Below are 12,191 nucleotides of genomic sequence, written 5' to 3' on the forward strand. Positions count from 1 at the left end.
TACGCCGCAGCTTTACGCTCAGCTCGCCGGCCGAACTTCGCGAATCAGGTAGTCCAGCGAATAGCCCAGCCGCGCTGCCAACGCCTCGGCCCGCGCCTGCAAACCCTCCAGATCCAGTGCCTGCTCCAGATCCGCCGGCACCAGCAGGATCACGTTGCCCTCCTTCACCGGCAGCTCCCAGTAATGCCGGTGATACAACCCACGCAACAATGCCGCACCCAAAGGCCGACCATCGTCGCTGGCCCACTGGTTGATCACCAGCCAGCCTCCCAGATTGAGCTGCTGTTGGCACTGTTCCAGAAAGCCCCAGGCCAGATGGCCTACGCCCGGGCCATGATCGGTATAGAGATCGACGAAAATCAGGTCGGCCTTCTCAGCCGTGGGCAGCAGTTCCAGGGCATCGCCAACGCGCACGTACAAGCGCGGATCATCATCGAGCCCCATGTATTCCATGGCCAGACGCGGCACGTCCGGGCGCAGCTCGATGGCCTCGACATCCTCCAGCGGCAGGAACTTCAGGCAGGCCTGGGTCAGGGTACCGGCCCCCAGCCCCAGGAACAGTGCGCTCTCCGGCTGCGGATGGCAGAGTGCACCGACCAGCATCGCACGCGTGTAGTCGTACTCCAGCCAACTGGGGTCGGCGGTGAAGGTACAGCTCTGCTCGATGGCGTCACCGAATTCGAGGAAGCGATAATCCTCGACCTCGTACACACTGATGACCCCGTAGGCATCTTCCACCCGGGCCAGCAGCCGTTCTTCCCGCTCCGTCGCCATCGCCTGCCACCTGCACACACAAAAACCGGCATTGTCCGCCAATGCCTGCGGTGCAACAAGCGCGCTGCCAACTGTTACCATGGCAGGTACGCCTGAACCGACCACATCGAGCCCGTGATGAACCGACCCTGGACCCCCGACAGCTGGCGCGCCCTGCCGATCCAGCAACAACCGACCTACCCCGACGCCGCTCACCTGCTCAAGGTCGAGCAGACCCTGGCCAGCTACCCGCCGCTGGTGTTCGCCGGCGAAGCCCGCGAGTTGCGCCGCCAGTTCGCCGAGGTCACCCAGGGCCGCGCCTTCCTGCTGCAAGGTGGCGACTGCGCCGAGAGTTTCGCCGAGTTCTCCGCCGCGAAGATCCGCGACACCTTCAAGGTGCTGCTGCAGATGGCCATCGTCATGACCTTCGCCGCTGGCTGCCCGGTGGTGAAGGTCGGACGCATGGCCGGGCAGTTCGCCAAACCGCGCTCGGCCAACGACGAAACCATCGGCCAGGTCACCCTGCCCGCCTACCGCGGCGACATCGTCAATGGTATCGGCTTCGACGCCGCCAGCCGCGTCCCCGACCCTGAGCGCCTGCTGCAGGCGTACCACCAGGCCACCGCCAGCCTCAACCTGCTGCGCGCCTTCGCCCAGGGCGGCTTCGCCGACCTGCACCAGGTGCACAAGTGGAACCTGGATTTCATCGCCAACTCGGCGCTGGCCGACAAATACCATCAGCTTGCTGATCGCATCGACGAGACCCTGGCCTTCATGCGTGCCTGCGGCCTGGACAGCGCACCGCAACTGCGCGAGACCAGCTTCTTCACCGCCCACGAGGCGCTGCTGCTCAACTACGAGGAAGCCTTCGTACGCCGCGACAGCCTGACGGGGGACTACTACGACTGCTCGGCGCACATGCTGTGGATCGGCGACCGCACCCGCCAGCTCGACGGTGCCCACGTGGAGTTCCTGCGGGGCGTGCACAACCCGATCGGGGTCAAGGTCGGTCCAAGCATGAACACCGAGGATCTGATCCGCCTGATCGACGTGCTCAACCCGGACAACGACCCCGGCCGCCTGAACCTGATCGTGCGCATGGGGGCGAACAAGGTCGGCGATCACCTGCCCGGGCTGATCCGCGCCGTCGAGCGCGAGGGGCGCCAGGTGCTGTGGAGCTCCGACCCGATGCACGGCAACACCATCAAGGCCAGCAGTGGCTACAAGACCCGCGATTTCGCGCAGATCCTCGACGAAGTGCGGCAGTTCTTCCAGGTGCACCAGGCCGAAGGCAGCCACGCCGGGGGTATCCATATCGAAATGACCGGGCAGAATGTCACAGAATGCATCGGCGGCGCCCGGCCGATCACCGAAGATGGCCTGTCGGACCGCTACCACACCCATTGCGACCCCCGGATGAACGCCGATCAATCACTGGAACTGGCCTTCCTGATCGCCGAAACCCTCAAGCAGGTGCGTCGCTGAGGGCCTGACGCAACGGCCCTGCCGACTCGCGCGCGCAATCCAGGCGCACCCGCTCCAGGCCCAGCCACCCCGCCAGCCGTTCCAGGCTGCGGGCCAGGGCCTGGAAGCCCTCTTCATCCAGCCCCTGGACCTCCTCATGCACGGCATGCACCGCCAGCTCACCGCGTGCTCGCTCCGCACGCAGGTCCAGGCGCGCGGCGATACGGCCGTCGTGCAGGAACGGCAACACGTAGTAGCCATACACTCGCTTGTGCGCCGGGGTGTAGATCTCCAAACGGTAGCGAAAGTCGAACAGCCGCTCGGTACGGGCGCGCTCCCAGACCAACGAATCGAACGGCGAAAGCAAGGCACTGGCCTCCACACGCCGGGGAATGCGCGGCGTGCCGGCGCAGTACGCCGGCTGCTTCCAGCCCTGCACCGTGCAGTGTTGCAGGCGACCCTCGGCGAGCAGCTGCACCAGGGCGGCCCGCGCCTGCGCAGGCGTGAGCCTGAAATAGTCGCGCAGGTCCTGCTCGGTCGCCACGCCCAAGGCCGTGGCGGCTTGCAGCAACAGTCCCTGCTGGGCTTCGCTGTCGGATAGCTCGGGCTGATCGAGGATCGTCGCCGGCAGCACGCGCTCCGGCAGGTCGTACAGGCGCTCGAACCCGCGGCGCCCGGCGACGGTGACCCGCCCGGCCGCGAACAGCCACTCCAGGGCATGCTTCTCCTCGCTCCAGTCCCACCATGGGCCGGCGCGCTCTTGCCGGGTCGACAGGCTTCCGGCGCCCAAGGCGCCCTGGTCACGCACCGCAGCCAGCACGCGGGCAATGACATCCTGACGCTCGCGGCCGAACTGCGCCAACTGCCGGTAGATACCCTCGCCCTGTTGCGCCCGCGCCATGCGCCAACGCATCAGCGGATAGAGCGACAGCGGCAGCAAGGACGCCTCATGCCCCCAATACTCGAACAACTGGCGCTGACGCCCACGGCCCCAGGCCAACTGGTCGAGCAATTCGGTAGGGTAGTCGCCCAGGCGTGAGAACAGAGGCAGGTAGTGCGAGCGCACCAGCGCATTGACCGAATCGATCTGCACCACGCCCAGACGCTGCAGCATGCGCTTGAGCGCAGCCGGCGTCGCGGCCTGGGGCTTACCGAAGCCCTGCGCGGACAGGGCCAGGCGTCGGGCCTGCTTGAGGGAAAGGCTGAGGGTCACGGCAAGGCTCCACGGCAAGTCGGGTCACAGTGTAGCGCCATGACCGTCTTTACCCAGCCTTTACCCTGCCCTGACCGCCCTTGACCTTGATCTCCCTAGACTGGGCTCATCCGGTAACCACCGGCCTCAGAAAGGAGAAACACCATGCGCAAGACCCTTATCGCCCTGATGTTCGCCGCAGCCCTGCCGACCGTAGCCATGGCCATGCCAGACGGCGGCCCACGCGGTGACGGCCCGCATCACCGCGGTGATGCGCCTTTCGCGCAGCTTGACCTGACCCGCGACCAGCGCCAGCAGATCGGCAAGTTGATGGGTGAGCAGATGAAGCAGCGCCGCGACGTCACCGAACGCTACCTGGCCAAGCTGCCGGCGGCGGACCAGAAAGCCATGCAGGACGAGATCAAGGCCGGTCACGACAAGACCCAGAGCCAGATCCGTGCCCTGCTCAAGCCAGAGCAACAGAAGCAGTTCGACGAACTGCAGAGCAAACGCGCGGCAGACAAGGCTGAATGGCAGCAGTTCCAGGCATGGAAAGCTGAAAAAGCCGCCAAGGCCCAGTAAGCTGTCCGACCGGTGCCCGGCTCGCGTCAATGCGGGCCGGGCCTTTCTCGTGTGTGGGAGGTAATCGTCTTGCGTTCATTGTTCTGGCGCATCCTGGCCAGTTTCTGGCTGGCCATCGCCCTGGTTGCGGGCCTGTCGATCCTGCTCGGCCACATGCTCAACCAGGACGCCTGGATTCTCAGCCGCCACCCGGGCCTGAACACCCTGGCCAGCCGCTGGGTACAGCACTATGAACAGGAAGGCCTGGAGGCATCGCAGCGCTTTCTGGAACGACGCAAGCAGCGCTACAAGATCGACGTCCAGGTGCTCGACGACAGCGGCGATGCCGTGGTACCCGGAACCTTCCCGCGTCGCGCCGAAGATTTCGAGCGACGCCAGCACAACGACGAGCGGCGCCTGCCCTGGCGCCGCCTCACCGAGGAGTACACCAGCCCTGCCACGGGCGAAACCTACCTGCTGATCTACCGCATCCCCCACCCGGAGCTGATGGCCTGGCACCGTGAAAGCCTGATCTGGCCGCTCAGCGCCCTGGGAATCGCCCTGGTGGTGCTGACCTTGTTCAGCTTGCTGGTGACCCTCTCGATCACCCGCCCTCTCAGCCGCCTGCGCGGTGCGGTGCACGACCTGGGCCAGACCAGCTACCAGCAGAACAGCCTGGCGCGACTGGCGGTACGCCGCGACGAGTTCGGCGTCCTGGCCAACGACTTCAACAAGATGGGCGCCCGCCTGCAAAGTCTGATCGGCAGCCAGCGCCAATTGCTCCGTGACGTCTCCCACGAACTGCGCTCGCCGCTGGCGCGCCTGCGCATCGCCCTGGCCCTGGCCGAACGCGCCGAGCCCGAACAGCGCCAGGCCCTCTGGCCGCGCCTGACCCGCGAGTGCGACCGGCTGGAAGACCTGATCAGCGAAATCCTGGTGCTCGCCAGGGTCGATGCCGAGCAGGCGCATGCCGAGCCCGTCGACCTCAACGCACTGCTCGGCAGCGTGCGCAAGGATGCCCAGCTCAGCGTGCCGGAACAGGAAGTACGCCTGGAGGCCGAGCCAGGGCTGACCCTGCAGGGCTGGCCAACCTTGCTGGAGCGGGCGGTAGACAACCTGGTGCGCAATGCGCTGCGCTTCAGCCCGGCAGGGCAGCCCATCGAGATTCGCGCCAGCCGCGAGCAGGAACACCTGCTGCTGAGCGTGCGCGACCACGGCCCCGGTGTGGCGCCAGAACACCTTGCGCAGCTGGGTGAGCCGTTCTTCCGCGCGCCGGGGCAGGACGCGCCGGGCCACGGGCTTGGCCTGGCGATCGCCCGGCGCGCGGCCGAGCGACATGGCGGGACGCTGGTGCTGGAGAATCATCCGCAGGGGGGCTTTGTCGCGCGGCTGGAGCTGCCGGTGGCCCAAGCACCTGCTTGACCGTACAAGCCCGACTTGCACCGCGATTGGGCTGCACAGCAGCCCACTCCCTCACCCGATCACTCGCCCCAGGCGCTGACGAACTCGGCCGTCTCCAGCACTGGCGGGGTGCGCGGCTCATTGATCGGCGTGCCCAGGTACAGGTACCCGATCAGCTCTTCGTTCTCCGCCAGCCCCAGCCCCTTGTTCACATGGGCATCGAAGGCCATGTCGCCAGTGCGCCACACGGCGCCGATGCCCTGAGCATGGGCGGCGATCAGGATGCCATGGGCCGCACAACCGGCAGCCAGACGCTGCTCCGACTTCGGCACCTTGAAGTGATCCTGCAGACGGGCAATGACCACGATCAGCAAGGGCGCGCGCAGCGGCATGGCCCGGGCCTTGTCCAGTGCCGCCTGGCTGGCATCGCCTTTGGCCTGCACCGCTTCGGCGAACAGCTCGCCGAGCTTCTCGCGCCCCTGCCCTTCGATGGTCAGAAAACGCCACGGGCGCAGCTGGCCGTGGTCCGGCGCACGCAGCGCCGCCTGGAACAACCCCTCGCGTTGGGCGGCATTGGGCGCAGGTTCGGTCAGGCGTGGCACGGAAACACGGTTGAGCAATGCGTCGAGAGCCTCCATCGGCTACCCTCCTGGCAGAAGAAATGTGCCGCCATTCTAAAGGACCTCGCGCACATGTGGAGCCGACTTGTCCGCGATCGCGATCAAAAGTCCGCACCCCCACCGCCGGGCACACGTTTACATCCCGCGACCCACAGGTAGAATGGCGCCCTTTCCGTTTCGAGTCAGAGCAGATCACATGGCGTTGCCGACCTTAAGGATCATTGGTTTCATCATCGGCATCTTCCTGATCACCCTGGCGGTGAGCATGGTCGTGCCCATGGCGACCCTGCTGATCTTCGAGCGCACCGGCGACATGCCGTCGTTCCTCTGGTCGAGCCTGATCACCTTCATCGCAGGCCTGGCCATGGTCCTGCCAGGCCGCCCGGAACATGTGCACCTGCGCCCCCGCGACATGTACCTGCTGACCGTCAGCAGCTGGCTGGTGGTCTGCGTGTTCGCCGCCCTGCCCTTCCTGCTAACCCAGCACATCAGCTACACCGACGCCTTCTTCGAAAGCATGTCCGGCATCACCGCCACCGGCTCCACGGTGCTCAGCGGCCTGGACAACATGTCGCCGGGCATCCTCATGTGGCGCTCGATGCTGCACTGGCTCGGCGGTATCGGCTTCATCGGCATGGCGGTCGCGATCCTGCCGTTGCTGCGCATCGGTGGCATGCGCCTGTTCCAGACCGAGTCCTCGGACCGTTCGGAAAAGGTCATGCCGCGCTCGCATATGGTCGCCAAGTTCATCGTCGCGGTGTACGTCGGCATCACCGTACTCGGCAGCCTGGCGTTCTGGTGGGCGGGGATGAGCCCCTTCGACGCGATCAACCACGCCATGTCGGCGATTTCCACCGGCGGTTTCTCCACCTCCGACCTGTCGCTGGCCAAGTGGGACATTCCTGCGGTGCACTGGGTCGCGGTGGTGGTGATGATCCTTGGCAGCGTGCCCTTCACCCTTTACGTGGCCACCCTGCGCGGCAATCGCCGGGCGCTGATCCGCGACCAGCAGGTACAGGGGCTGCTCGGGTTGCTGGTCGCCACCTGGGTCGTGCTCGGCACCTGGTATTGGGCCACCACCGACCTGCACTGGCTCGACGCCTTCCGCCACGTGGCACTGAACGTCACCTCGGTGGTCACCACCACCGGATTCGCCCTGGGCGACTACAGCCTGTGGGGCAACTTCTCGCTGATGCTGTTCTTCTATCTCGGCTTCATCGGCGGCTGCTCCGGCTCGACCGCCGGTGGCATCAAGATTTTCCGCTTCCAGGTCGCGTACATCCTGCTCAAGGCCAGCCTCAACCAGCTGATCCACCCGCGCGCAGTGATCAAGCAGAAATACAATGGTCACCGCCTCGACGAAGAAATCGTGCGCTCGATCCTGACCTTCTCGTTCTTCTTCGCCGTGACCATCTGCGTCATCGCCCTGTTGCTGTCGCTGCTGGGCGTGGACTGGATGACCGCCCTGACCGGCGCGGCCAGTACCGTTTCCGGCGTGGGGCCGGGCCTGGGCGAGGTGATCGGCCCGGCCGGCAACTTCGCCAGCCTGCCGGATGCCGCCAAGTGGATTCTCGCCGGCGGCATGCTGCTCGGCCGCCTGGAGATCATCACGGTGCTGGTGTTGTGCATGCCTGCGTTCTGGCGTCACTGACCACTGACGCCTCCAGGCGCGCGCGGTACTCGCTGGGCGTGACGTCGAACCAGCGGCGGAAGGCCCGGTAGAAATTGCTCGGATCGGCAAAACCCAGCAGATAAGCGGTTTCCAGCAGGGTCATGCCTGGCTGCGCCAGGTATTGCTCGGCCAGCTCGCGCCGGGTGTCGTCCAGCAGGGTCTGGAAGCTGGTGCCTTCCTCCTGCAAGCGCCGCTGCAGCGTGCGCTGGGACAGGTGCAAGGCCTGGGCCACGGTTTCGCGCTTGGGTTCGCCCTGGGGCAGGATACGGCACAGGGTCTGGCGCACCCGATGGGTGACGCGACTTTCCGAGAAGCGCGCCAGGTATTCGCCCGCAAATCGATCATGGAGAATTGCCATCGCTTCGTTGGCGGTGGGCAGCGGCGCTTCCATGTCGGCTCGCTCGAGCACCAGCGCATCGTGGGGAGCCCCAAATACCAGTGGCGCGCGGAACGCGACCCGATAAGGCTCGACATTCCTGGGTTGCGGCCCCTGGATCAGCACCCGGCGCGGCTGTACCGGACGACCACTGAGCCAGCTGCACAGCGACAGCGCGCAGGCCAGCGAGGCTTCCGAGCTGTGCCGGGTCGGCGGCAGGTGATCACCGTGGACGGTAAGAATCAGCGAATAGCCCTCAGGCCCGAGACGAAAGCTCAGGTCGGAGCTTTCGGCGATGATCCGCTGATAACGCACCAGCCGCTCGAAACCTTCGGCCAGCGTACGGCTGGACATCAGCGCATAGCCGACCACGTGGAAGGACGCCGGCCGCACCACTCGCGCCATGTTCAGGCCAATGGCCTCGTTCCCCGACAGCTCCACCGCCAACTGCCAGAGGCGGGTCATGGCGTCCTGGGGAAAGCGCGCATCCGGATCATCGAGGGCGGCGAAGTCCAGCCCGAGCTGCTTGAACATGGCACGACAGTCGAGCCCTTCCAGCTCGAGCGCCTTGACGATCCCTGATGCCCAGCTGGCTGACGTGGTTCTTTCACTCATGACAGGCTTCTTGTGCTGACCGCTCCAGCGGTGAATCGAAAGGATATTCAATTGGCGCCAATTGTCACTGGTAGCCACTCCCAGTGACTCTAGACTCGAAACAGGCTCCACGCCGTGTATCCTGAACAAAAACGCACCTGCGGGAACACAGCCCATGAACAGCACAGCGCAGTTTCGCAGTTTTGCCGAATTCTACCCCTACTACCTTGGCGAACACGCCAACCCTACGTGCCGACGCCTGCACTTCGTCGGCACCAGCCTGGTCATCGCCCTGCTGGCCTACACCATTGGCAGCGGCAACTGGCTGCTATTGCTGGCCATACCGTTCGCCGGGTACGGCTTCGCCTGGGTCGGGCACTTCTTTTTCGAGAAGAACCGACCGGCCACCTTCACGTATCCGCTGTATAGCCTGATTGGTGATTTCGCGATGTTCCGCGATATCTTGCGAGGCAAGATCAGTCTTTGAGAGGCCTGCGGCCGCGCCGCATTACGCTGGCTCGCGCACTGCCGCGACGCGCTCGGTCTCCCGCGCCTGGGCATCGGCCAGACGGTACAGCTCGATGTGGCCGTCCCAGTGCTCGATCAACGCCGTGCACGATTCCACCCAGTCACCGCAGTTGAGGTACTCGACCTCGCCCACCTTGCGGATCTCGGCGTGGTGAATATGCCCACACACCACGCCCTGGAACCCCCGGCGTGTGCACTCATGGGCAATCGCATCCTCGAAGTCGCTGATGAAATTCACCGCACCCTTGACCTTGTGCTTGAGGTACGCCGACAACGACCAGTAGCCATACCCGTAGCGGGCACGCCAATGGTTGAGCCAACGATTGAGCACCAGGGTGAATTCATAGGCACGGTCGCCCAGAAACGCCAACCAGCGGTGATAGCGGGTGATCACATCGAACTGGTCACCGTGCACCACCAGTAGGCGCCGACCATCGGCGGTAAGGTGCTCGGCCTCGTCGACCAGTTGGATATTGCCCAGGATCAGCTTCGAATAACGGCGCAGGAACTCGTCGTGGTTGCCGGTGACGTAGATCACCTCGGTACCGCGTTTGCTCATGGTCAACAAGCGACGAATCACATTGGTATGGGCTTGCGGCCAATAGATACCGCTACGCAGCTTCCAGCCGTCGATGATGTCGCCGACCAGGTAGACGCGGTCGGCCTGGTAGCCCTTGAGAAACTGCGACAAGTGCTCGGCCTGGCAATCCCGGGTGCCCAGGTGCACATCGGAGATCCACAGGGTGCGCACCCGCTGCTTGCGTGACGGACGGACAAGTTCGGCATGTGTCATGGGGCGGCCTCCGGCGCTGTTTGCAGGAGACTGGCAGGTGCGCATGACAGATCGGTGGCAGTCGTGTGACGAGTGGTCGGGCGCGGATCGCGCATTGTTTACCTTTCGCGGCTAAAACCGCTCCCCCTGCGCGGCACTGCGATACACTGCTCCCCTGCCCCAAGGATGCTCCCATGGTCGGTCCGATCCTGTCCCTGCGCCATTACCGCGACGAGTTGCTCGCCCACAGCCACGAACACCCGCAACTGGTGTTCGGCCTGCGTGGGCACCTCGATTTCGAAGTACAGGGCCGAGGCACGCGCATCGACCGCCAGGGGCTCATCGTGGTCCCCGCCGGTTTTCACCACACCTGCGCCAGCGACGCGGGCAGCCACTGCCTGGTGCTGGATATACCAGGCGAACACTGGCTGCGCGAGCAGATGGGCGGCCACGCCGAGGCCAGCCACCGCCTGCTCGAACGCCCAGCGACGCTGCTGCTCGACGGCCGCCAGCAGCAACTGGTGGACTGGCTCGCAGCGAGCGCGGTGGACGATCCGCTGATCAGCCGCCAAGGCGCACTCCTGCTGCTGGCCAGCCTGAACACCGCCGCCGCCCCCACCACGCCTAGCAAACGCCTGCCCTACGCAGCCTTCGATGCACATATCGAGCGTCATGCCGCACACCCTCTGCAAGTCGCCGACCTGGCAAGGCTGGCCGGTTTGTCAGGTGCTCGCCTGCACGCACGCTTCGTCGAGGAATGCGGCATGACACCGATGGACTACATCCGCCAGCGGCGTTTGCTCAAGGCGCGGCAACTGATCGTCCTTACCTCGCTGCCGATGGGTGAAATCGCCGCACAGGTGGGTTACAGCTCGCAGAGTGCGTTTTCGGCGGCGATATTGCGGGCGTTCAGCCTTACGCCGCTGGCGCTGCGACGAGAGTCTGGCGACAACTGACGCCAGGATGACGACAGAATCTGTTTTCCACCGGCTCTACACTGTGCCTGTGCCAGCCTGTGGGTACGGTCTACCCGCGCAAGTGCCAGCAAAGATCTCGAGCAAGGACTCACCATGAACCACCGTACTGCCCTCGGCGCCCTGCACATCGGCGCGCTGTTCTTCGGCCTCACCGGCGTCTTCGGCAAACTGGCCGCCAGTGCCACGCCCTCGGTCATCGTCTTTGGCCGCGCACTCTTCGCGGTGCTGGCCCTGGCCTTGTTCGCCGGCCTCGCCCGCAAGGGCTGGCAGCGACTCAGGGCCCAGGACCTGGGGCGCCTGCTGCTTGGCGGCATATTGCTGGCCGGGCACTGGGTGAGCTTCTTCATCGCCGTGCGGGTCGGCGGCGTTGCCATCGCTACCCTCGGCTTTGCCAGCTTTCCAGCGTTCACCGTGATCCTCGAAGGCGTGCTGTTCCGCGAGCGCATCCGTCGCAACGAAGCCCTGCTGGTACTGCTGGTAAGCATCGGCCTGGTGCTGGTCACCCCGGCGTTCGACCTGGCCAGCGAAGCCACGGGCGGCCTGCTCTGGGCCTTGCTTTCGGGCCTGCTGTTCTCGCTGCTGTCGCTGACCAATCGAGCCGGCTCAGGCCGCGTGCCTGCGGTACAGGCTGCGCTGTACCAGAACCTGGTGGTCGGTGTGTGCCTCCTGCCCTTCGCCTTGCCGGGGCTCAGCGCGGTGAAGCCCATGGACTGGCTATGGATCGCCCTGCTCGGCATCTTCTGCACCGGGGTGGCGCACAGCCTGTTCGTCGCCAGCCTGGCAGTGATCAAGGCCCGCACCGCCTCGGTGGTGTTCGGCATGGAGCCGGTCTACGGTATCGCCGTGGCCTGGATGGTGTTCGCCGAGACGCCTACCCTGCGCATGCTCGCTGGCGGGGCGCTGATCATCTTTGCCATCGTGCTTTCCAGCCGCCTGTCTGCCGAGCCACCGCCAAGGAGGGAACGCCTGGCCGAAGGCGCATGATCAACGGTCGTTGTGGCCCAGGTCTCGCTGCGGGTCGATCTGGTCACGCACCCGCTGCTTGAGCACCTTGGCCTCGGGGAAGCCACCATCGAGCTTGCGCTCCCAGATCTGCGCGCCGTCGCAGGTGATGCGAAACACCCCACCGGTACCCGGCTCCAGGGCGACTCGCGCAAGATCGTCGGCGAAGGTGCTGAGCAGCTCCTGAGCCAGCCAGGCAGCACGCAGCAGCCATTGGCACTGCGTGCAATACGTGATGACAACTTCTGGCTTGGTATCGGCCATGTGGAGACAGTTCCT

At 65.4% G+C, this 12,191-nt stretch carries 13 protein-coding genes; 7 read left to right on the forward strand and 6 right to left on the reverse strand.

All coding sequences use genetic code 11. From position 1 onward, the window contains the following. Positions 1-18: 18 nt before the first annotated feature. Entirely contained in the window at positions 19-774 is a 756-nt protein-coding gene (locus APH44_RS14260; protein ID WP_054893252.1) for a spermidine synthase, read from the reverse strand. 117 nt (positions 775-891) lie between these two features. On the opposite strand from APH44_RS14260, the gene APH44_RS14265 reads away from it, so the two are divergent. Then, a complete protein-coding gene (locus APH44_RS14265; protein ID WP_054893253.1) occupies positions 892-2,238 on the forward strand; it encodes a class II 3-deoxy-7-phosphoheptulonate synthase in 1,347 nt (448 codons plus the stop codon). Here APH44_RS14265 and APH44_RS14270 read toward each other — a convergent pair. Then, on the reverse strand, positions 2,219-3,430 hold the full coding sequence (locus APH44_RS14270; RefSeq protein ID WP_054893254.1) for a winged helix-turn-helix domain-containing protein: 1,212 nt from the start codon (positions 3,428-3,430) through the stop codon (positions 2,219-2,221). The two genes, APH44_RS14265 and APH44_RS14270, sit on opposite strands and share 20 nt — an antisense overlap. Positions 3,431-3,574: 144 nt before the next feature. Here APH44_RS14270 and APH44_RS14275 point away from each other — a divergent pair, with 144 nt between their 5' ends. After that, the gene (locus APH44_RS14275; protein WP_054893255.1) at positions 3,575-3,991 is read left to right on the forward strand and encodes a Spy/CpxP family protein refolding chaperone; all 417 of its coding nucleotides are present in this window, start codon (positions 3,575-3,577) and stop codon (positions 3,989-3,991) included. Positions 3,992-4,054: 63 nt separating this feature from the next. Beyond that, positions 4,055-5,392: a sensor histidine kinase KdpD gene (locus APH44_RS14280; protein ID WP_054893321.1), complete on the forward strand. Its 1,338-nt coding sequence runs from the start codon at positions 4,055-4,057 to the stop codon at positions 5,390-5,392. Positions 5,393-5,451: 59 nt separating this feature from the next. Here the strand turns inward: APH44_RS14280 and APH44_RS14285 are convergent, their stop codons facing one another. After that, positions 5,452-6,009 carry an NAD(P)H nitroreductase gene (locus tag APH44_RS14285; RefSeq protein ID WP_054893256.1) on the reverse strand — a complete coding sequence of 186 codons (558 nt, stop codon included), beginning with the start codon at positions 6,007-6,009 and terminating at the stop codon, positions 5,452-5,454. A gap of 178 nt (positions 6,010-6,187) precedes the next feature. On the opposite strand from APH44_RS14285, the gene APH44_RS14290 reads away from it, so the two are divergent. Beyond that, positions 6,188-7,642, forward strand: a complete 1,455-nt coding sequence (locus tag APH44_RS14290) for a TrkH family potassium uptake protein (protein WP_054893257.1) — start codon at positions 6,188-6,190, stop codon at positions 7,640-7,642. On the opposite strand, the gene APH44_RS14295 is transcribed toward APH44_RS14290, so the two are convergent. After that, the gene (locus APH44_RS14295) at positions 7,599-8,654 is read right to left on the reverse strand and encodes an AraC family transcriptional regulator (RefSeq protein WP_054893258.1); all 1,056 of its coding nucleotides are present in this window, start codon (positions 8,652-8,654) and stop codon (positions 7,599-7,601) included. The genes APH44_RS14290 and APH44_RS14295 overlap by 44 nt on opposite strands. 154 nt (positions 8,655-8,808) lie before the next feature. Here APH44_RS14295 and APH44_RS14300 point away from each other — a divergent pair, with 154 nt between their 5' ends. Then, positions 8,809-9,120 (forward strand): DUF962 domain-containing protein, encoded by a 312-nt coding sequence (locus tag APH44_RS14300; protein ID WP_054893259.1) that lies wholly within the window; start codon positions 8,809-8,811, stop codon positions 9,118-9,120. Positions 9,121-9,141: 21 nt separating this feature from the next. Here the strand turns inward: APH44_RS14300 and APH44_RS14305 are convergent, their stop codons facing one another. Continuing rightward, positions 9,142-9,954: a UDP-2,3-diacylglucosamine diphosphatase gene (locus tag APH44_RS14305; protein WP_054893260.1), complete on the reverse strand. Its 813-nt coding sequence runs from the start codon at positions 9,952-9,954 to the stop codon at positions 9,142-9,144. 173 nt (positions 9,955-10,127) lie between these two features. Here APH44_RS14305 and APH44_RS14310 point away from each other — a divergent pair, with 173 nt between their 5' ends. Together APH44_RS14310 and APH44_RS14315 are read left to right on the forward strand one after the other, a co-directional pair. Next, positions 10,128-10,889: an AraC family transcriptional regulator gene (locus APH44_RS14310; RefSeq protein ID WP_054893261.1), complete on the forward strand. Its 762-nt coding sequence runs from the start codon at positions 10,128-10,130 to the stop codon at positions 10,887-10,889. A gap of 114 nt (positions 10,890-11,003) precedes the next feature. Then, the gene (locus APH44_RS14315) at positions 11,004-11,894 is read left to right on the forward strand and encodes a DMT family transporter (protein ID WP_054893262.1); all 891 of its coding nucleotides are present in this window, start codon (positions 11,004-11,006) and stop codon (positions 11,892-11,894) included. On the opposite strand, the gene APH44_RS14320 is transcribed toward APH44_RS14315, so the two are convergent. After that, on the reverse strand, positions 11,895-12,176 hold the full coding sequence (locus tag APH44_RS14320; RefSeq protein WP_054893263.1) for a SelT/SelW/SelH family protein: 282 nt from the start codon (positions 12,174-12,176) through the stop codon (positions 11,895-11,897). Positions 12,177-12,191 lie beyond the last annotated feature (15 nt).

The organism is Pseudomonas sp. NBRC 111143, from assembly GCF_001320965.1.
Classification (GTDB): Bacteria; Pseudomonadota; Gammaproteobacteria; order Pseudomonadales; family Pseudomonadaceae; genus Aquipseudomonas; species Aquipseudomonas machongensis.